The sequence below is a fragment of the Streptomyces sp. NPDC059002 genome (assembly GCF_042740435.1).
Taxonomy (GTDB): domain Bacteria; phylum Actinomycetota; class Actinomycetes; order Streptomycetales; family Streptomycetaceae; genus Streptomyces.
Genome location: NZ_JBHYJI010000039.1, coordinates 57879 through 77936 on the forward strand (window position 1 = coordinate 57879; position 20058 = coordinate 77936).

A 20058-nucleotide genomic window follows, 5' to 3' on the forward strand; every position below is an offset into this window, starting at 1 on the left:
AGAAGTTGACGTTCGGGACGCATGAACGGGCAAAGGGGATGAATACGCCCGAACTACGCCCGAAAGGTCGGTCGCCGTGCAGCCCCGTCTCAGCGTCGTCGTACCCATCTACAACGTCGAGGAGTTCCTGGAGGAATGCCTGGAGTCGATCGCCGGGCAGACCATCGACGGCCGTGACCGCAGGGAAGGACGCGACGGACCCGGCGGCCTCGAATGCATCCTCGTCGACGACGGCTCCACGGACGCCAGCCCCCGCATCGCCCGCGAATTCGCCGCCAAGGACCCCCGCTTCGTCTACGTCCGCCAGCGCAACGCCGGCCTGAGCGCGGCCCGCAACACCGGCGTGCGCAAGGCGTCCCCCACCGCCGAGTTCCTGACCTTCGTCGACAGCGACGACGTCGTGCCGCACGACGCGTACGAGCGGATGATCGCGAGCCTGGACGCGACCGGATCCGACTTCGCGAGCGGCAACGTCTGGCGCCTGAACGACCGCGGCCGCTCCCAGGCCTGGCAGTACAAGTGGCTCACCGCACCGCGCACGCGCACGCACATCGCGCGCGACCTCGACCTGCTCTCCGACCGCGTCGCCTGGAACAAGGTGTTCCGCAGGTCCTTCTGGGACCGCCACAAGTTCGCCTTCCCCGAGGGCAAGCTCTACGAGGACACCCCCGTGATGATCCCGGCGCACTTCCTCGCCGGATCCGTGGACGTGCTCAGCGACCACGTCTACTACTGGCGGGTCCGCGAGGGCTCCATCACCCGGCGCCGCACCGACGTCAAGGGCGTGCGCGACCGCATCGCGGCCTGCGCGCACGTCAGCGCCTTCCTCGCCGAGCACGCGCCCGGGATGAAGAAGACGTACGACATCTCCTGCCTGCGCGACGACTTCGTCTACTTCCTCGAAGGGCTGCCGATGGGGGGCCCCGAGTACCGCGCCGCCTTCATGACGGACACCGCGGCCTTCCTGCGCCGCGCCGACCCCGCCGTCGTCGCGGCGCTCCCCGTCGACCTGCGCGTCAAATGGCAGCTCGTCCGCGAGGCCCGCACCGCCGAACTCATCGAGCTGCTCTCCTTCGAACGCGCCAACGGCACCGCCTTCCACGTGCGCGGCGTGCTACGGCGCAGCGCCTCCTACCCGGGGGTCGGCCGCCTGCCCGACGGCATCGCGCGGCTCGGGCGGCGCGAACTGCCCATGGTGGCCCGGGTCGACGAGGCCCGGTGGGACGCCGAGGGCAAGCTGCGGATCAGCGGCTCCGCATATGTACGCAACCTGGGGGCGACCCGGCCGGGGCACTCCGTCAAGACGGGCCTCCTCAAGTCGGCCCACAGCAAGGGGCAGTTCCGCCGCGTGCCGACGAAGACGGTCGCCGCGCCGCAGGCCACCGAGAAGTCCCGGCAGCGGCTGCACTGCTACGACCTGTCCGGCTTCGAGATGACCGTCGACCCCGCACAGCTGAAGACCGGCGGCCGCTGGCGGCCGGGCAACTGGCTGCTCGGCGTGGTCGTCGCGGGCCACGGCACGGTGCGCCGCGCGGCCGTGCGGGCCGCCGAAGGGGCGTCCGCCCAGTCCGTGGTCCGCGAACTCGGCGACGGGCTGCGCCTCACGCTCGGCTTCAGCAAGGGCCGCCTCGTCCTGCGCGTCCAGGAGTACGCGGCGCGCGTGGACGCCCACCGGCGCGACGGCGGCGACGTGGTCCTGAGCGGACATCTGCCGGGGCGCGTGCGGCCCAAGGCGCTGCGGCTCACCCACCGGCACACCAAGACGGAGTTCGACTACCCGGTCTCGCTCGCCGACGACCGCTTCGAAGTACGCGTACGCCTCGCCGACCTGGAAGGCGTCGCGCCCACCCCGCACCGCGCGCCCAAGGAGGTCGAGCCCCCGCACGGCGACCGCTGGCAGGCCAACCTCGTCCTGCCCGACGGCAAGCTGAAGTCCCTCGCGGCCGCGCTCGCCCTGCCGCCGGGGCGGTACGCGTCCCGCCCGGGCCGCGAACTGTGCGCCACCGCCAACGACCAGGGCCAGCTGGTCGTCGAGCTGACCCGCCAGCCGATCGCCGACCGCGTCGCGTGGGGCGCGGACGGCACGCTCACCGTCGAGGGCGAGGCGGCCTCCGCCAGCTGGGGCGAGGCCGAACTGGTGCTGCGGCACAGCGGCCGCGACGAGGAACTGACGGCGCCCGTGCGGCGCGGCGGCGACCGCTTCAGCGCGGTGGTCGCGCCGGGCGGCGGGGCGCTGCGGGAGGGCCGCTGGTACGCGTTCCTGCGGGAGGTGGCGGCCGGTGCGGGCGGGGACGCCGCGCCGCGCGCCGCGGACGGCATGCCGGTGCGGCTGCTCGCGTCCGTGTCCGCCGCCTTCCCGCTCCACCGGACCGTCCAGGGGCGGGAGTTCACCGTCGACCGGCGGTTCGGCGACCGGCTGCTCGTCGAGGCGGGCCCGGTCCTCGCCCGGTCCGAGCGCGGCGCCTACCGGCAGCACCGGCTGCGCACCGCCCGCTACCCGGAGCTGCGCACCCGGCCGCTGACCGACGCCGTCCTCTACTTCGACGGGGACTCGCCGCGCGCCGTCCACGAGGAGCTGGTGCGCCGCGGCGCCGACGTCGAACACCTGTGGGTGACGCACGACCAGCAGACCGACGTGCCGTCCGGCGCGCGCGGCGTCGAGGAGCACAGCGCCGCCTGGTACGAGGCGCTCGCCCGCTGCCGCCGCATCGTGACGGCGGGACACCTGCCGGACTTCTTCGAACGACGGGCGGGCCAGACCGTCGTACAGACCTGGAACGGCGCGCCCCTCAAGCGCATCGGCACCGATCTGACCGGCACCCTCTACGCCGACCACGGCCACCTCGACGCCCTGCCCGCGCTCTCCCGCCAGTGGGACGTCCTGGTCTCCCCGAACCGTTTCTCCACCCCGCACCTGGGGCGCGCGCTCGCCTACGACGGCGAGATCCTGGAGGCCGGATCGCCCCGCAACGACATGCTGTTCGCGGACGACCGCCGCAAGGTCGCCGAGCGGGTCCGCCGCGAACTCGGCCTCGATCCCGGCAAGCGGATCGTGCTGTACGCGCCGACGTACCGGGACCATCTCGCCTACTCCCCCGGCCGGTTCCGCTACGACGGCGCCCTCGACTTCGGCTCGGCCGAGTCCGTGCTCGGCGACGACCACGTCCTGCTCGTGCGCAAGCACCCGCTGACGGCGGGCCGCCTCACCGGCGCCCGCGCACCCTTCGTCCGCGATGTGTCGGGACACCCGCGCACCGCCGAACTCCTGCTGATCGCCGACGTGCTGGTGACGGACTACTCCTCGCTGATGTTCGACTTCGCGCACACCGGACGCCCCATGCTCTTCCACGCGTACGACCTGGAGCACTACCGCGACACCGTGCGCGGCTTCTACCTCGACTTCGAGACCCGCGCCCCGGGACCGCTGCTCGCCTCCACCGGCGAGGTCGTCGAGGCGCTGCGCGACCTGGACGCCATCGCGGCCCGGCACGCGGAGGCGTACGCGGCGTTCCGCGAGGCCTACTGCGACCTGGACGACGGCCGGGCGTCGGCCCGCGTCGCCCAGAGGCTGATGCGGTGAGCGGCGCGCTCCTCACCCGCAGGGCCGCGCACGGCGCGACGGCGCTGGGCCGCGGGCGGCGGTGGCGGCCCTCGCCCTACGCCGTCTTCGGCGGACTCTTCTGGCTCGTGATGTCCCTCGCCTTCTGGCGGGTCCCGATGTGCTGCGACTTCGGCCAGCACGCGGCGGTCGTCGAGCGCCTGAAGGAGAACCTCCTCCACCCCGCGCACCCGATGGCGGACCTGCCGGGCGAGGGCAGCCCGTACTACTCGCCGTACGCCGTGGCGCAGGGCCTCTTCGCCCGGGCGACCGGCCTCGCGGGCTGGGAGGTCGTGAAGCTCTCCGGGCCGCTCAACCTCATCGCCCTGCTGACCGGCATCGGCCGCTTCGTCCGCGGCCTGACGTCCCGTCAATGGGCCCCGGTCATCGCGCTGTTCGCCATGGTGCTGCTCTGGGGCACGCGGATGGCGTGGTGGAGCGGCTATCTGGGCCTGATGTCGATGACGGGGAACCTCGGCTACCCGTCGACGTTCGCGATCGGCCTGGCGTTCTGGGCGTGGGCCTGGGCGGGCGCGCTCGCCCGCGGGCCGAAGCGGGGGCCCCTGCCGTACGCGGGGCTCGGCGCCCTGTGCGGACTGATCCTGCTCATCCACCCGATCTCCTCGGTGGCCGCGGTGATCGGCGTCGTCGCGTTCGCCGCGTCCGGACACCGGCTGCGGATCTGGGCGGCAACCGCCCTCTCCGCCCTGGCGGTTGCCGCCTGCTGGCCGTACTACAGCGTCCTCTCGCTGGTCGGCGACGAATCCGTCGACTGGATCCACCGGCAGCTCTACACCGAGATGCCCCAGCGCTTCTGGCTCGCCGCGCTCGGCGTCCCCGCCCTCTGGCTGCGCCTGCGCAGGGACCGCAGGGACCCGCTGGTCCTCATGTTCGCCCTGGACTGCGCGGTCGTCGCGTACGGCTGGGTCAGCGGCCACTACACGTACGGCCGCATCCTCGGACTCACCCTGGTCCCCCTCCAGTTCGCCCTCGCCATCGAGCTGGCGGCGCCCCGGCCCTGGGGCTGGCGGCGCGGCGCCCTCGCGGGGGCCACCGCGCTCGGCGCCTGCGTCGGCTTCTTCCAGATCCAGGCGGGCGCCGTGGTGCCGCGGGCCCTCGACCCCATCGGCTTCGACCAGCCGCCGCGCTGGCCCGGCTACGCCTGGGCGAGGGACCACATGCGCGCGGGCGACGTCGTCCTGACCGACGGCTACCGCCCCACCCGCTCCGTCCCCGGCTACGGCGTCAACCTCGTCGCACCCGCCTGGCCCGACCCCGCGCTCGACGAGACGGTGCGCAACCGCCGCCTGCAGGACGTGCGTTCCTACCTCTCCCCCGGCTCCACCCGCACCGAACGCGCCGCGGTGGTCCGCCGCTACCACGTGCGCTGGCTGCTCCTCTCGCCCGAGCAGAAGGCGCCGCCGGAGGCCGTCGTGGTGGACTGGAGTCCGCGCACCGGCGAGGTCCTCGCCCGGGTGAACGGCGCCCGGGATCAGCGGCGGACGTAGAGACGCAGGGCCGCACCCGGCACCGCGTACGTGGCGCGCGGCGTGAACTCCCTCTTCAGTACGTCGAGTTTGGCCTCGTCAGCGGCCGCCTCCACGCTCCCCTTCTCGGCCAGCTCCCGCACGGCCCTGCGCAGCGCGGGCGGCTCCGTCATGACCCAGACCCGCTCCACGCCCGCGAGCCTGCGCCGCAGTTCGACGGGGTCGACCTCCACACCGTAGAGCGTGCCGGAAGCCGCGGGCGAGACGCCCAGGGCGATGTCCCTGACCCCGCGGAAGTCCTCCGGGTAGGCCAGTGAGACCCGCCGTGCGATCACCGGCAGGAACAGCACCGGCTCACCGGGCCGCACCTCACGGGCGGCGAAGGCGGCGGCCCCCGCGGGATTCTCCCGCCCGTGCCCCACCACGCGATCGGCCCGGTGCAGCGGCAACTGCCACCACAGACTGAACCCGACGACCGCGGCCCCGAGTGCGGCGACGGCCGTGCGGCGGCGGTGCGGGAGCCACCCCCCGCGCCCCCGGAGCCGGCCCGCCGCGGCGGCCGCCCGCACGACCCGGTCCGCGCCCGCCGCCACAAGCAGGGGCAGGCCCGCGAGGGCGAACAGGACGTAGCGGTCGTGGTACAGGGGCCAGCGCTGCGAGACCGCGAAGAGCACGACGGGGGGCAGGACCAGGAGGGGCAGCGCCACCGCGGGCAGCGAAAGCCCGCCCCGTCCGCCGCGCGACCAGGGCGGGCGCAGCGCGATCACGGCGAGCAGCACCTGCCCGACCAGCACGAGCTGTGTCGGCCCCGCGAACGCGCGGAACAGCTCGTCCGCGGCCTCCGCGTCCGGTGGCACGAGCCATGACACCTGGGCGGACTGCCCGCCGGAGACGACGAGCAGGGGCAGGAGCAGGACGCAGGTGGCGCCCGCGGCGGCCGTCCAGCCGCGCCGGGCGGGGCGCGGCACCCGGGCGAGCAGCAGGGTCGCCGCATGGGCGAGGAGCAGCAGCGCGGCGAGTTCGTGGAGCAGCGCGGTGCCGGTGGCGGCGGCCGCGTAGGCACACCAGGCGCGCCGGTCGGCGCCGTGCCGTGAACGCTCGACCGCCCGCACGAGGAGCAGCGTGGTGAGCGCGGCACCGGCGGCGACGAGCGCGTACGAACGCCCTTCCTGCGCGTAGTGCCCGGCGATCGGCGTCACCGCGTACAACAGGCCCGCCCACAGCCCGACGCGCGGCCGCGCCAGCCGGGTGCCGATGACGGCGACGAGCGCGGCGGCGGCGGACGCGGCGAGCACCGAGGGCAGCCGCAGCGCGACCTCGCCGGGGTCGGCGGGGAGCACGGCGTGCATGAGGAGGTAGTAGAGGCCGTGCACCGCGTCGACCTGGTGCAGCAGATGCCAGATCTCGGGGAGCGAGCGCCGCGCGACCTGGAGGGTGGCTCCTTCGTCGCGCCACACGGTGCCGCGGTCCAGGCCCCACAGGCCGATGGCGAGCATGACGAGGGCGGGCAGGAGCGCGGCGAGGACGGGGGCGGGCGCGGGGGCGGAGGGGGGCGCCGGGGCGGGGCGGGGTGGCGTGGTGCGGGGGGCGGAGCTGCGAGAAGGGGTGCTCCGGGGAGCGGGAAGCGGCGTGGCCTGCATGAAGCCGAGCTTGTGCTATTAACCCACTTTTAGCGAGGATTGACACTCCTTGCCTGCCCCTCAAATGGCTCCCTAATCGGATAATTGGCGGCAACCACTAAAATTTCCTCTGTGGACCGCACCCTGCCTCAACAGCCCTCTCCCGCCCCGGACAACGGCACCGGCGTCTCGATCGTCGTGATCGGCTACAACGACGCGGCGCATGTCGCGGACGCCGTGCGCTCGGCGCTCGCCCAGGGGCCCGCGGTCCACGAGGTGATCGCCGTCGACGACTGCTCCACGGACCACAGCGCCGAGGTGCTCGCCGCGCTCGCGGCCGAGGACCGGCGGGTGCGGGTGATCCGCCGCGCCACCAACAGCGGCGGCTGCGGCGCGCCCCGCAACGACGGGATCGACGCCGCCACCTCCGCGTACGTGATGTTCCTCGACAGCGACGACGTGCTGCCGTCCGGCGCGGTCGACGCCCTGCTCGCCGCGGCGGACCGGCACGGCGTGCAGGTCGCGTCCGGACTCTGCGTACGCCGCGAGCTGCCGTCCGGCCGCGAGGTGCCCTGGCAGCCGGAGCTCTACCGCAAGGAGCGGCTCGTCGGCAGCCCCGACCTGCGGCCGCGCCTCGTCCACGACACGCTCTGCGTCAACAAGCTCTACCGCACCGACTTCCTGCGCGAGCACGGCATCCGCTTCCCCGAAGGCCGCTTCATCTACGAGGACTTCGTGTTCACCGCGCGCATGCTCGCCGCCGCGCCGCGCATCGCGCTCGTCCCCGACACCGTCTACGTCTGGCACGTGCGCCGCACCGCCGCCAAGCTCTCGATATCCCTCGACCGCTCGGGCATAGCCAACTGGCAGGCCCGCATGGAGGCGCACCGCCAGTCCGTCGAGATCCTGCAGGACGCGCACGGCCCCGGCGGCAAGCGGCTCGCCCGGGCGGCCCGCGCCAAGTTCATCGAGCACAGCCTGCGGATGTACACCCGTGAACTCACCGCGCGCGGCCCCGAGTACCGGCGCGAGTGGTGGGCCGCCACGCGCGCGTACCTGGAGACCTTCGACGCCGCCGACCTGGACGCGGCGCCCGCCCCCGGCCGTGTCATCGCGCGCGTCGTCCTCGCCTCCGAGAAACCGCGCGACCTGAACCGCCTCAAGCAGGTGGCGGCCCGCCCCGCCCGGCTCGCGCCGCCGTACCCGCAGGACGCCGAAGGCACCCCCGTCTGGGCGGCCGACCTGCCCGAGGTCACCCTGGAACACCTCCTCGTACGCCCCCTGCGCCTGCTGCCCCTGGCCGTGGACGGCGAACTGCGGCCGCGCGCGGGCGGGGCGCGGCTCACGCTGCGGCTGCACGAGCTGTACGGGCGGGTGGCGGACGCCGGGCCCGCCACGGTCGACGTGGAGCTCATCCACCGGGAGAGCGGCAGGACCGGGCTGCGGCGGACGGCCGAGCTGCGCCCCGCCGCGGAGCGGGAGACACCGGCGGACGAGGTGTCCGGCGGGACCTGGGCCGCCACGGTCCTGCTCGACCTCGGCTCGCTCGACGGCGGCGTGTGGGACATCCGCCTGCGGCTCGGCTTCGCCGACGGGACCGCGCGCGACAGCACCGCGCACGCGCTCGCCGGGCCCGGCCTGCTGCGCCGCACGGTGGTGCCGGGCGGGCGGCGCGGCGTCCTGCTCGTCCAGCCGTACGCCACCCAGGCCGGCAACCTCGCGGTGCGCATCGCCCCCGGGGTGCGGGGCGTCGCGGGGGTCGCCAAGCGGCGCCTGGCCCGCGTGGCCCACCGCGTCGGCGGCCGCTGACACGTCCCGTACGCCGCCTCTGCGACACTGCACCACGGCACGACACGTCACACACACGAGGGAACAGGGCGACCATGACCTGGCTGATCACCGGCGGCGCCGGATACATCGGGGCGCACGTCGTCCGCGCCATGACGGCGGCGGGCGAGCAGGCCGTGGTCTACGACGACCTGTCGACGGGCATCGCGGGGCGCGTGCCCGACGGGGTGCCCCTGGTGGTCGGCTCGGTCCTCGACGGCGAGCGGCTCGCGCGCGCCTTCGAGGAGCACGCGGTCACCGGCGTCGTGCACCTGGCGGGCAAGAAGCGGGTCGGCGAGTCCGTGGAGCGGCCGCTGCACTACTACCGCGAGAACGTGGAGGGCCTGCGGGTGCTCCTGGACGCGATGGTCACGACGGGCGTCGCCCACATCGTCTTCTCCTCCTCCGCCTCGGTCTACGGCATGCCCGATGTGGACCTGGTGACGGAGCAGACCCCCTGCCTGCCGATGAGCCCGTACGGCGAGACGAAGCTGGCCGGCGAGTGGCTGGTCCGCGCGACGGGCCGCGCGCACGGCCTGACGACGGCGTCCCTGCGCTACTTCAACGTGGCGGGCGCAGCATCGCCCGACCTCGCCGACACCGGCGTCTTCAACCTCGTCCCGATGGTCTTCGAGAAGCTCACGGACGGCGCGGCCCCCCTCATCTTCGGCGCGGACTACGCCACCCCCGACGGCACGTGCGTACGCGACTACATCCACGTCGTCGACCTGGCGGAGGCCCATGTCGCCGCGGCCCGCAAGCTGGCCGCCTCGCCCCGGGGCACGGACCTGACGCTCAACATCGGCCGTGGCGAAGGCGTTTCGGTCCGCGAGATGACGGACCTCATCAACGAGGTCACCGGCCACACCACCCCCGCCGAGATCACCGCCCGCCGCCCCGGCGACCCGGCCCGCGTGGTCGCCGCCGCCGACCGCATCGCCACGGAACTCGGCTGGTCGGCCAAGCACGACGTACGCGACATGATCGCCTCGGCCTGGGCGGGCTGGCTGCGCGACCACCCGAGGGTGTAGCAGGCTCCACCCCCAAACAGGGACCACGCTCTCTCGCCCCTTTGACCTGCGATTTCTAGCGTTCTCAGTGGAAGCGGCGACCACTGGGAGGGCGTACACGATGTTCAGGCGAAGGGGTTCGGGGGCCACGGCGGTGGCGGAGGCGGTCGAGCCCGACGCGCTCGTGCTCGACGGGGTCGGCAGGTCCTACCGGCGCGGCGCCGTCGCACTCGAACCCGTCGACCTCGCCGTGCCGCGCGGCCGGTTCCTCGCCGTCATGGGCCCCTCCGGGTCCGGGAAGTCGACGCTGCTCCAGTGCGCGGCGGGCCTCGACCGGCCGACGTCGGGGACCGTGCGCATCGGGGGCGTCGCGATCGCCCCGCTCGGTGAGGCGGCGCTGACCAGGCTGCGGCGCGAGCGGGTCGGCTTCGTGTTCCAGGCGCACAATCTCGTGCCGTCCCTGAGCGTCCTGGAGAACGTCGCCCTGCCGCTGCTGCTCGGCGGCGTCACCGACGACGCCGGGCGGGCGCTGCGCGCGCTGGACTCCGTCGGCCTCGGCGAGCGCGGCACCGACCGTCCCGCGGAACTCTCCGGCGGGCAGCAGCAGCGCGTCGCGATCGCCCGCGCCCTGGTGACATCACCAGAGGTGGTCTTCGCCGACGAGCCGACGGGCGCCCTCGACCCGGCCACCGCGCAGGACGTGCTCGCGCTGCTGCGGCAGGCCGTCGACCGGGACGGCCACACGGTGGTGATGGTGACGCACGACCCGGCCGCGGCGGCCTGGGCGGACGAGGCGCTGTTCCTCGCCGAGGGACGCATCGCCACCCGCCTCACGCGGCCGGACAGCGCCCAAGTGCACGGCATCATGCGGAACTTGGGGCGGCGGGCGGCATGAGCGACCCGACGTCTCCGTACACGACACCCTCCGCACGCACGCGTACGCACCGCACCCGGAAGGCCGACGCCGTCGGTCTGCTCGCCGCGCGCGCCGCACGGACGCACCGCAAGGCGTGGGCCGCGGTCTTCGCCGCGCTCGCCCTGACCTCCCTCCTGCTCGGCACCTTCGGCCTCGCGCTCGCCTCGGCCGGACTCGGGCACGCGCGCGTGGAGCGCTACGCGGCGGCCGACCTCGTCGTCACCGGCGACCAGAACACCCGGTACACGGCCACGCCGTGGGGCAGCGACCCCGAGACGGCGACGGCCGGACTCACCGAACGCGTACGGGTGCCGGAAGCGGCGGCCGACGCCGTGCGCAAGGTCCCCGGGGTGCGTGCGGTGATCGCCGACGAGGTGTTCCACGTCGGCGTCCGGGGCGAGGAGGCCACCGGACGCCCCTGGCCCGCGGCCCGGCTGGCGCCCTACGCGCTGCGCGAAGGGACCGCCCCCAAGCGCCCTTCCGAGATCGTCGTGGGCGCGGGAACGGCCCGCGTCGGCGCCACCGTGACCGTCCGCACGGCCGGGTCCGGCGCCGCGTACCAGGTCGTCGGAACCGCCGAAGGCCCGCGCGCGAGCGTCTACTTCACCTCCGGCGAGGCCCACCGCCTGGCCGGCCGCCCCGGCTCGGTGGCCGCGCTCGGCGTGACGGCCGCCCCCGGGACCAGCACGTCGGACCTGTACGCGCGCGTGCGGCACGCCCTGGACGCGAAGGGCCTGCACGCCGTGGGGCACCGGGCGGACGGGGACGGCGCGGGACTGCGCGTACTGACGGGGAACGGGCGCGGCGGCGCCGAGTTCCTCGCGGTGGCGCCCGCCCGGTCGGGCCTCCTGGCCATGCTCGCCTCCGTGGCCGCGACGGTCGTCCTCATCGCGCTGCTCGTCGTGTCGTCGACGGTGGTGCAGGCGCTGCAGCAACGGGGCCGCGAACTGGGCCTGTTGCGGGCGGTCGGCGCGACACCGCGGCAGCTGCGGGGCGCGGTGGGCCGCGAGGTCGGGCGGGTCGCGGCGCGGGCGGCACTGACGGGAGCGGCGGCCGCCGTCCCCGCCTACCTGGGCCTGCGCGCCCTCCTCGACGCCCGGGGCGCGCTCCCGCCCGGCCTCGAACTCCCCCTGCCGCCCTGGCTGTTGCCCGCTCCCCTGGTGACGGCGGCGCTCACCCTCCTGGTGGCGCGCGTCGCCGCACTGATCGCGTGCGCGCGGACGGCGAAGGTGCGCCCCGCGGAGGCGCTGCGCGAGACGGCGCCGGGCAACGCGCGCCGGATCACCGGCCTCGTCCTGCTGTTCCTCGGCATGAGCTCGGCGGGGACGGCGACACTGCAGCACGGCGAGGCCGCGGCAGCGGCGGCCGGTGCGGCCGCGGTGGTCCTGGTGATCGGATGCGCGGTGCTCGGCCCGTGGATCGCCGAGGGCGCCCTGCGGATACTCGGCACCCCGCTGCGCCGCATCGGCGGCCCGGCGGGCCGTCTGGCGGCGGCCAACTCCCTTGCCATGGCCCGCCGTTCAGGTGCGGCCATCACACCAATCATCCTGGTGACGGCGTTCATCGCGGTGCAGCTGTCGGCGGGCGCGACCCTCACGCACGCCGCGGGCACCCAGGCCGACGACGCGGCCCGCGCGACCTTCGCCCTGACCACACCGGGCGGCCTGTCCGCGCAGGACCTGAAACGCGTGCGCGAGACCCCCGGCGTGACCGCCGCGACCGGCGTCACCCGGAGCACCGTGGTCCTGGCCCGCCGCGAAACGGGCTCGCCCCGCCTGGACCGCCTCCCGGTGCTCGGTGTCACCCCGAAGGGCCTGACGCACACGCTGGACCCCGGCATCCGCAGCGGCGACATCGGCGCGCTGCGCCCCGGCACGGTGGCGGTGGGCAGGGATCAGGCGCGTTCCCTGGACGTACGCCCCGGATCAAAGGTGACACTCCGCTTCGGCGACGGAGTCGAGGCACGACTGACCGTGGTGGCCGTCTACGACCGCCAACTGGCCCTGGGCGCCTTCCTGTTCTCCCACGAACAGCTCACCCGCCACCTCTCCTCACCCGCCCACGGCCGGATCCTGGTGACCTCGAAAGGCACCACCCCCCGGACACTGCGGGCGGCGGCACCCGGGGCCCGGATCACGCCGCGCCCCGGCCCCGAACGGACCGAACCGGAGGACCAGGCGCTGGGCGAAGTCGTGACCATGGCGGCGGTCGGCGCGATCGGCGGCTTCACCGCGATCGCCGTCCTGAGCACCCTGTCCCTCATCGCGATCGGACGACGCCCCGAACTGTCCCTGCTGCGCCTGGCCGGTGCGGGACGCCGTCAACTGCGCCGCATGCTGCGCCTGGAAGCGGCAGCCATGGCCCTCACCGGCCTCACGGTCGGCGCGGCCGTGGCCTCGGTCCCCCTCCTGGCCTTCAGCATGACGGCGGCCCACTCCCTGCCCCACCTCCCACCGACCCAGGCGGCCCTGCTCACCACACTGGTCGCGGCAACGACCTACGCAGGCACCCTGCTCCCCTCCCGCCCGCCCCTACGGGACCGCTACCCCCACCCATCGAGTGCGAGGCGAGACGAGTGAGGCGGAACGCACCCGGACCCGCGGCCCCAACCGACCCCCGGTACCTACCCCCAGTACCTAACCCCGGTTCAAATACGCAAGAACCGCCAGCACCCGCCGATGCCCACTGTCGCTGGGCGGCAGCCCCAACTTCGCAAAGACGTTCCCGATGTGCTTGCTGACGGCCCGATCCGACACCACAAGGAGCGAAGCGATCGTCGCGTTGTCCCGCCCCTCCGCCATCAGCTGCAGCACCTCCCTCTCCCGCGGCGTCAACGAATCCAGCGGATCATCCCGCCGCCGCGTCAGCAACTCCGTCACCACCTCCGGATCGAGCGCCGTCCCACCCCCCGCCACCCTCTCCAGCGCGTCCAGGAACTCATCGACCCGCCCCACCCGGTCCTTCAGCAGATACCCGACCCCGCTCGCACCCCCGCCCAACAACTCGGCGGCATACGTCTCCTCCACGTACTGCGACAGCACAAGCACCGGAAGCCCGGGAATCTCCGCCCGCGCCGCAAGCGCCGCCCGCAGTCCCTCGTCGCGGAACCCGGGCGGCATCCGCACGTCCAGCACCGCGACGTCCGGCCGGTGTTCGAGGAGGGCGGGCAGCACCTCGGGCCCGCTGGAGGCGACCGCCACCACCTCGTGCCCCGCGGAGGTGAGCAGCAGCACAACCCCTTCCCGCAGCAAGGCGTTGTCCTCGGCGATCACCACGCGCACGGCAGCTCCACTTCGATCACGGTCGGCCCCCCGACGGGACTCGTCACCTCAACTTTCCCATCGAGCGCGGCGACCCGCCGCCGCATCCCGAGCAGCCCGCTCCCGGCCCCCTCGTCGGCCCCGCCCCGCCCCTCGTCCCGCACCGCGATCCGCAGCACCCGCTCGACCCGGGCGAGTTCCACGCAGGCCCGCTCGGCCCCGCTGTGCTTGGCGGCGTTGGTCAGCGCCTCGGCGACGACGAAGTACGCGGCGGCCTCCACGGCGGCGGGCGCCCGCGGCCCCTCCTCGACGCCGTCCTCGCGCACGGCCACCTCGAGCCCGCTGCCCGCGGCAAGCGCCCGCACCGCCCCCACGAGCCCCCGGTCGGTGAGGATCGGCGGATGGATGCCGCGCACGACGTGCCGGAGTTCCGTGAGCGCCTCCTCGGCCTGGTCCTGGGCGTCGGCGAGGAGTTTCTTCGCCGCTTCGGGGTCCTTGTCGTACGCGCGCCTGGCCAGCCCGACCCGCATCGAGAGGGAGACGAGGCGGGCCTGCGTGCCGTCGTGCAAGTCCCGTTCGATGCGCCGCAGTTCGGCGCCGTGCGCGGCGACGGCACCGGCGCGTGTGACGGTGAGCTCCTCGACGCGCTCGGCGAGTGCGGCGCTGCGCCGCGCGTCGGGCGAGGGGGTGAGCAGGGCCCGCGACCACACCGCGTCGAGGTCGGCGAGGCGCGGGACGAGCGGCAGCACGACGGCCTTGCGCCGGGCCAGTCCGCACCACACGCCGTCGACGATCAGCCCGATGACGAACAGCGGCAGGGCGACGTACAGCAGGAGCCAGCCGTACACGAAGTGGACGCCGAGCCAGCGCAGATCGCGCCAGGTGCCGGGGTCCTTGAGGGCGGTGCTCACGCGTTCACGGACACCGCCGGTCAGCGGGAGGTACGCCTCGGGGACGGGCTCCCCCGTCCACCGGCCGACGACGCGCCGCTTGAACCCGGCGGTCCTGCGGAGCAGTTGCACGGTTTCGGGCAGTACGGCCGCACCGACCACGAGGGCGGTGACGAAGGCGGTGAACAGGATGAGCGCGAGGAAGAGGTACGAGACGAGGGCGAGCCCGGCACCCTTGGCCAGCTGGAGCAGGGCGAGCGCGGTGCGCCGTATCGTCTCCTTCATGCAGGTCAGGCTAGGCCACTGGGCACGCGCACGACGGTGGGCGGTCTCCCGGAGGATGGTGGAGTGCGCTACACCATGGGTTCGGGAGGGCACTCCATCGCCCTCGCGGTGCGCGGCAGGCAGAGTTGATCCCAGGTCGCCGCGTCGCACGGCACGGCGGCCGCCCCGTACCGCACCTCCCGGAAGGAAACCCCCATGAAGGCCCTGCTCTGGCTGATCCTCCTCGCCGCTCTCGCCGTCAACATCTCGACGAGCTTCGCCTTCGACGGCGCGAAGCAGGCACTGATCAGCGTCGCCACGGGCGTCGTGGCGCTCGGCTCGGGCATCACCCTGGTCGTGACCCGCCGCCGCGAGGCCTGAGCGGCGCCCCGGCGCCGGTCCCTGGGGCAGGGGCCGCTCAGAGCGCCCGCAGCCCCGCAGCCGTAGCCGTGGCGAGCCTGCCCAGATACCCCTTGGGCAGCTCGGCCCGCACCACCACGGACCGCCAGTAGAGCGGCCCGGAGACCAGATCGAGCGCGAGGTCCTCGTCGGCCCCGTCCCGCACCTCGCCCCGCTCGACGGCGGCCCGCACGATGCCGCTCGCGACCCCGTGCTGCCCTTCCCGCAGCGCCTTCTGCAGCGCCTGAGCGATCTCGGGATTGCGCGCGGCCTCGGCCTGCAGGTCGGGGATGATCTGGGACGCGACGGGGTGCCGCAGCGCCCGCGACGTCACCTCGTACAGCAGCCGCAGATCGCCCTCCAGGGACCCGGTGTCGGGCGCGGGCAGGCCCTGTACCGCTATGGCCGACATGAGGTCGAGCACGAGGTGCAGCTTGGAGCGCCACCGGCGGTAGACGGCGGTCTTGCCGACGCCCGCGCGGCGGGCGATGCCTTCGATGGACATGCGCGCGTAGCCGACGGCGGCGAGTTCCGCGAAGACGGCAGCCCTGATGGCCTCGGTCACGTCCTCGCGGAGCACGGCGGCCCCGGCGGGGGCCCTGCGGCGCGGTTGTTCACCTGGTGGCCTGCTCGTCGTCATACCGGACAGCATAAAGCGTCACGACGATACGGTTGCGTTCCGACGTAACGGCGCCCTACTCTCGACGTTGCGACGATACGGGTCCGTCCCGACGTTCGCCTCAGCTTCCCCGAGCGAAAGCAACGGACGTGAGCCAGGTCCTCGACGCATCTCCCCCCGCAGCAGCCCAGGCCGACCCCGCCGATCAGGGCCTGACCCCCGCCGAACTCGCCGCCCGGTACGGCCTGACCGTCAGCGGCGCCCGGCCGTCCCTGCCCGCCTACGTCCGGCAGCTGTGGCAGCGCCGCCACTTCATCACCGCCTTCGCCACCGCCAAGCTCACCGCCCAGTACAGCCAGGCGAAGCTCGGCCAGCTCTGGCAGATCATGACCCCGCTCCTGAACGCGGCGGTCTACTACTTCATCTTCGGCGTCCTGATGAACACCAAGCGCGACGTCGAGGACTACGTCCCGTTCCTGGTCACCGGCGTCTTCGTGTTCACGTTCACGCAGCAGTCCGTGCTCGCGGGCACCCGCGCCATCTCCGGCAGCCTCGGCCTGGTGCGCGCCCTGCACTTCCCGCGGGCCTCGCTGCCCATCTCGTACTGCCTGCAACAGCTCCAGCAGCTGCTCTTCTCGATGGCCGCGCTGCTGGTGATCCTGCTCTGCTTCGGCGTGCCGCCCACGCCCGCCTGGCTGCTTGTGGTCCCGGCCCTCGCGCTGCAGTTCACGTTCAACACGGGCCTGGCGATGGTGATGGCGCGGATCGGCAGCAAGACGCCGGACATCGCGCAGCTGATGCCGTTCGTCCTGCGGACCTGGATGTACGCGTCCGGGGTGATGTGGAGCATCGACGCGGTCCTCAAGGGGCGCGACCTGCCGCACATCGTCAAGGTGCTCCTGGAGTGCAACCCCGCGGCCGTCTACATCGACCTGATGCGGTTCGCGCTGATCGACACCTTCCACCACGACCAGCTCCCGCACCACGTGTGGGCCTGGGCCCTCGGCTGGGCCCTGCTCGCCGGGATCGGCGGGTTCATCTACTTCTGGAAGGCAGAGGAGACCTACGGCCGTGGCTGACACCCCGGCGGGCGCCGCCCCCACCGTCATCGTCGACCAGGTCGACATCGTCTACCGCGTGCACGGCGCGGGCGCCACCGCGGGCCGCGGCAGCGCGACCGCCGCGCTCGGCCGCATCCTCAAGCGCGGCAAGGGCGAATCCCCCGGCGTACGCAAGGTGCACGCCGTCAAGAAGGTGTCGTTCACCGCGTACAAGGGCGAGGCCATCGGCCTGATCGGCACCAATGGCTCGGGCAAGTCCACCCTGCTCAAGGCCGTCGCGGGCCTGCTGCCCGTGGAGAGCGGCCGGATCTTCACCGACGGCCAGCCCTCGCTGCTCGGCGTGAACGCGGCGCTGATGAACGACCTCACCGGCGAGCGCAACGTCCGGCTCGGCGGCCTCGCGATGGGCATGTCCCGCGAGCAGGTCCAGGAGCGCTACCAGGAGATCGTCGACTTCTCCGGCATCAACGAGAAGGGCGACTTCATCACGCTGCCGATGCGCACCTACTCCTCGGGCATGTCGGCCAGGCTCCGCTTCTCCATCGGCTCCGCCAAGGACCACGACGTCCTGCTCATCGACGAGGCGCTCGCGACCGGCGACCGGTCCTTCCAGAAGCGCTCCGAGGCCCGCATCCGCGAGCTGCGCAAGCGCGCGGGCACGGTGTTCCTGGTCAGCCACAACAACAAGTCCATCCGCGACACCTGCGACCGGGTGCTCTGGCTGGAGCGCGGCGAGCTGCGGATGGACGGTCCCACCGGTGAAGTCCTCGCGGCGTACGAGGACTTCACCGGCGGCAAGAAGTAGCCGGGAGCCGGGCAGGCCCTAACCGGCCAGCAGCTTCCCCGGGTCGTCGCCGTCGGCCACCAGGTGCAGACCGGCGGCGGCCGCCTCGCCCGGCGCCGGAGCGGGCACGCGCTCGGCGAGCGGCACGGACGGCGGCGCCATCTCCTTGCCGAGCAGGACCCGGCGTACGACACGCTCCGCCGCGTTCCCGTCGTCCCACTGGCAGAACCGCTCGCGGAAGGCGGCCCGCAGCGCGGTGGCCTCCGCGCCGCGCCAACTGCCGCTCCTGAACAGCTCGATGAGCTCGTCCTCGTCGGTGGCGATGACGCCCGGCGTCTCGCCCGGCTTGCCCGACAGCAGGTCGAAGGTGACGCCGCGCGACTTGACGTAGACGTCCCAGTCGTCGGCGTACGTGATGATCGGGCGGTCGAGGTTGGCGAAGTCGAACATGATCGACGAGTAGTCCGTGATCAGCGCGTCGGCGGCCAGGTTCAGCTCCTCGACGACCGGGTACGCCGACACGTCGATCAGCGCGCCCTCCTCCTCCAGGCGCTTGAGCTGCGGGTCGGCGCCGTAGAAGTAGTGGGTGCGCACGAGCAGCACGACGTCGGGGCCGAGCTCCTGGGCGACCTTCGCGAGGTCCAGGCGGGGGATGAACCCGGCCTGGTAGTCGCGCACGGTCGGCGCGTACAGGACGGCCGTCCTGCCGGGCTCGATCCCGAGCTTCTCGCGGATCGCGGCCACGTCGGCGGCGCCCGCCGTGTAGTACACGTCGTTGCGCGGGTAGCCGGAGTTGACCGACTCGAAGGCGCAGGGGTAGACGCGCTCCCACTCCTCGGTGGTGTGCTGGTTCGAGGAGATGCTGAAGTCCCAGCGGTCCGCGCGCTCAAGGAGCTTGCGGAAGCTCATGCCCTTGGCGGCCGCGGGGTAGCGCTGCTGGTCGATGCCCATGCGCTTGAGCGGCGTGCCGTGGTGGGTCTGGAGGTAGACCTGCCCGGGGCGCTTGACCACGCGGTCGGGGAAGTTGACGTTGTTCACGAAGTACTTGGCGCGGGCCATCACCTCCCAGTAGCGGGGGGTGTTGGCGACCACGTAGTCGATACCCTCGGGGACCTGGTCCTCGAGCGACTTCTTGACGACCCACACCCCGTGCACGTTCGGGGCCAGCTCCTTGGCCTTCTCGTAGACGGCCAGCGGGTTGCAGGACGGCAGGCGGTACCAGTACGCCGCGTACACCGCGAGGTTCTCGTCGATGGGGCGCTGGCGCTGCAGCTGGTAGTACGTCGCGTAGGCGCGCTTGCCGACCTTGTTCTTGGTCTTGCGCGCCTTGGCACGGCCCTTCACATAGCCGCTGTTGACCAGCTTGAGGCCCTGGAAGGCGCGGTACGAACCGCGGCCCACCGCATGGAACTTGGCGCCGAGGATGCCCTCGGGGACCTCGAAGCCGGCCGGCAGGTAGCGGCGGTAGTGCGCGGCGGCCTTGCCGAAGAACTCGGCGCGGGCGTTCGGCGGCACCCGGTCCGGGCGGCTGAGGATGAAGAGGTAGTGGTCGACCATGTGCTGGAACATGAACGCGCGCCACCGGTGCAGCTCGGGCCGCTCCTCGATGAAGCGGAAGAGACGCTCGTACGTCGCGAACACGGCGAAGTGCTCACGGCTCGGCGTGCGCAGCGCGTTGCCCTGGCGGCGCTGGCGGTAGTGCACGCAGACGCGGTCGAGCAGGGAGATGCTGGCGGCCGTGAAGAGCGACTCGTAGACGACGACCGCGTCCTCGTAGAAGCCCTCGGGGAAGCTGAAGCCGCCTTCCAGGTAGAACTCCCTGCGGTACGCCTTGTTCCACACGACCGTGAACAGGTCGAGCAGCTCGGGGCGTTCGGCGATCGTGAAGACGTCCGGGCCCGGTTCGGCGAACAGGTCGGCGTCGCGGTTGCGCCGCTCGCCGTTCCACCAGAACGTGCGCGCGTAGTCGTACAGGACCATGTCGGGGCGGCCGGTCGCGTCGATCCGCTCGACGATCGCCTCCAGGGCGCCCGGCACGAGGGTGTCGTCGCTGTCCAGGAAGAGCAGGTACTCACCCTTGGCGCGCGCGACACCCGTGTTCCGGGCGTGGCCTATCCCGCCGTTCTCCTCCTGGTGCACCGCGACGACGCGCAGATCGCGCTCCGCGTACTCGTCGAGGATCGCTCCGGAGCCGTCGGGCGACAGGTCGTCGACCGCGATCAGTTCGAAGTCCCCGTAGCTCTGCGTAAGCACCGAGTCGAGGCACTCGCGGAGATACCCCTGAACTTTGTAGACAGGGACGACAATGCTGATCCGTGGCATTC

At 73.3% G+C, this 20058-nt stretch carries 14 protein-coding genes; 9 read left to right on the forward strand and 5 right to left on the reverse strand.

The genetic code is table 11. From position 1 onward, the window contains the following. The first annotated feature begins 76 nt into the window (after positions 1 to 76). Both ACFWZ2_RS29150 and ACFWZ2_RS29155 read left to right on the forward strand, forming a co-directional pair. A complete protein-coding gene (locus tag ACFWZ2_RS29150; RefSeq protein WP_384550635.1) occupies positions 77 to 3580 on the forward strand; it encodes a CDP-glycerol glycerophosphotransferase family protein in 3504 nt (1167 codons plus the stop codon). Continuing rightward, complete coding sequence (locus ACFWZ2_RS29155; protein ID WP_384550637.1) at positions 3577 to 5106, forward strand: hypothetical protein; 1530 nt, start codon at positions 3577 to 3579, stop codon at positions 5104 to 5106. Before ACFWZ2_RS29150 ends, ACFWZ2_RS29155 begins: the two co-directional genes overlap by 4 nt. Here ACFWZ2_RS29155 and ACFWZ2_RS29160 read toward each other — a convergent pair. Next, complete coding sequence (locus ACFWZ2_RS29160; RefSeq protein WP_384550639.1) at positions 5091 to 6725, reverse strand: glycosyltransferase family 39 protein; 1635 nt, start codon at positions 6723 to 6725, stop codon at positions 5091 to 5093. The two genes, ACFWZ2_RS29155 and ACFWZ2_RS29160, sit on opposite strands and share 16 nt — an antisense overlap. Before the next feature lie 111 nt (positions 6726 to 6836). Between ACFWZ2_RS29160 and ACFWZ2_RS29165 the strand changes: the two genes are divergently transcribed. From ACFWZ2_RS29165 to ACFWZ2_RS29180, 4 genes are all read left to right on the forward strand, one after another. After that, positions 6837 to 8513 carry a glycosyltransferase family 2 protein gene (locus tag ACFWZ2_RS29165; RefSeq protein WP_384550641.1) on the forward strand — a complete coding sequence of 559 codons (1677 nt, stop codon included), beginning with the start codon at positions 6837 to 6839 and terminating at the stop codon, positions 8511 to 8513. Positions 8514 to 8587: 74 nt separating this feature from the next. Beyond that, the gene (gene galE, locus ACFWZ2_RS29170; RefSeq protein WP_384550642.1) at positions 8588 to 9562 is read left to right on the forward strand and encodes a UDP-glucose 4-epimerase GalE; all 975 of its coding nucleotides are present in this window, start codon (positions 8588 to 8590) and stop codon (positions 9560 to 9562) included. A gap of 100 nt (positions 9563 to 9662) precedes the next feature. Then, complete coding sequence (locus tag ACFWZ2_RS29175; protein ID WP_384550644.1) at positions 9663 to 10436, forward strand: ABC transporter ATP-binding protein; 774 nt, start codon at positions 9663 to 9665, stop codon at positions 10434 to 10436. Then, positions 10433 to 13036 (forward strand): FtsX-like permease family protein, encoded by a 2604-nt coding sequence (locus ACFWZ2_RS29180; RefSeq protein ID WP_384550646.1) that lies wholly within the window; start codon positions 10433 to 10435, stop codon positions 13034 to 13036. The genes ACFWZ2_RS29175 and ACFWZ2_RS29180 overlap by 4 nt, the downstream gene beginning before the upstream one ends. Before the next feature lie 57 nt (positions 13037 to 13093). Here ACFWZ2_RS29180 and ACFWZ2_RS29185 read toward each other — a convergent pair whose 3' ends face one another. Next, positions 13094 to 13738 (reverse strand): response regulator transcription factor, encoded by a 645-nt coding sequence (locus ACFWZ2_RS29185; protein ID WP_384550648.1) that lies wholly within the window; start codon positions 13736 to 13738, stop codon positions 13094 to 13096. Then, the gene (locus ACFWZ2_RS29190) at positions 13726 to 14892 is read right to left on the reverse strand and encodes a histidine kinase (protein WP_384550650.1); all 1167 of its coding nucleotides are present in this window, start codon (positions 14890 to 14892) and stop codon (positions 13726 to 13728) included. The genes ACFWZ2_RS29185 and ACFWZ2_RS29190 overlap by 13 nt, the downstream gene beginning before the upstream one ends. A gap of 195 nt (positions 14893 to 15087) precedes the next feature. Between ACFWZ2_RS29190 and ACFWZ2_RS29195 the strand changes: the two genes are divergently transcribed. Then, a complete protein-coding gene (locus tag ACFWZ2_RS29195) occupies positions 15088 to 15252 on the forward strand; it encodes a hypothetical protein (RefSeq protein WP_384550652.1) in 165 nt (54 codons plus the stop codon). Between the two features lie 37 nt (positions 15253 to 15289). On the opposite strand, the gene ACFWZ2_RS29200 is transcribed toward ACFWZ2_RS29195, so the two are convergent. Beyond that, positions 15290 to 15922: a TetR/AcrR family transcriptional regulator gene (locus ACFWZ2_RS29200; RefSeq protein ID WP_384550654.1), complete on the reverse strand. Its 633-nt coding sequence runs from the start codon at positions 15920 to 15922 to the stop codon at positions 15290 to 15292. Positions 15923 to 16038: 116 nt separating this feature from the next. Between ACFWZ2_RS29200 and ACFWZ2_RS29205 the strand changes: the two genes are divergently transcribed. Continuing rightward, positions 16039 to 16968, forward strand: coding sequence for an ABC transporter permease (locus tag ACFWZ2_RS29205; protein ID WP_384550656.1), 930 nt, complete (start codon positions 16039 to 16041; stop codon positions 16966 to 16968). Then, positions 16961 to 17755 carry an ABC transporter ATP-binding protein gene (locus ACFWZ2_RS29210; RefSeq protein ID WP_384550658.1) on the forward strand — a complete coding sequence of 265 codons (795 nt, stop codon included), beginning with the start codon at positions 16961 to 16963 and terminating at the stop codon, positions 17753 to 17755. Before ACFWZ2_RS29205 ends, ACFWZ2_RS29210 begins: the two co-directional genes overlap by 8 nt. Before the next feature lie 18 nt (positions 17756 to 17773). Here the strand turns inward: ACFWZ2_RS29210 and ACFWZ2_RS29215 are convergent, their stop codons facing one another. Next, entirely contained in the window at positions 17774 to 20056 is a 2283-nt protein-coding gene (locus tag ACFWZ2_RS29215; RefSeq protein WP_384550660.1) for a CDP-glycerol glycerophosphotransferase family protein, read from the reverse strand. Positions 20057 to 20058 lie beyond the last annotated feature (2 nt).

Coding starts and splice junctions, on each gene's coding strand:
- ACFWZ2_RS29200 (WP_384550654.1), bottom strand. CDS start 15,922: ATGCTGTCCGGTATGACGACGAGCAGGCCACCAGGTGAACAACCGCGC.
- ACFWZ2_RS29195 (WP_384550652.1), top strand. CDS start 15,088: ATGAAGGCCCTGCTCTGGCTGATCCTCCTCGCCGCTCTCGCCGTCAAC.
- ACFWZ2_RS29190 (WP_384550650.1), bottom strand. CDS start 14,892: ATGAAGGAGACGATACGGCGCACCGCGCTCGCCCTGCTCCAGCTGGCC.
- galE (WP_384550642.1), top strand. CDS start 8,588: ATGACCTGGCTGATCACCGGCGGCGCCGGATACATCGGGGCGCACGTC.
- ACFWZ2_RS29160 (WP_384550639.1), bottom strand. CDS start 6,725: ATGCAGGCCACGCCGCTTCCCGCTCCCCGGAGCACCCCTTCTCGCAGC.
- ACFWZ2_RS29215 (WP_384550660.1), bottom strand. CDS start 20,056: ATGCCACGGATCAGCATTGTCGTCCCTGTCTACAAAGTTCAGGGGTAT.
- ACFWZ2_RS29180 (WP_384550646.1), top strand. CDS start 10,433: ATGAGCGACCCGACGTCTCCGTACACGACACCCTCCGCACGCACGCGT.
- ACFWZ2_RS29175 (WP_384550644.1), top strand. CDS start 9,663: ATGTTCAGGCGAAGGGGTTCGGGGGCCACGGCGGTGGCGGAGGCGGTC.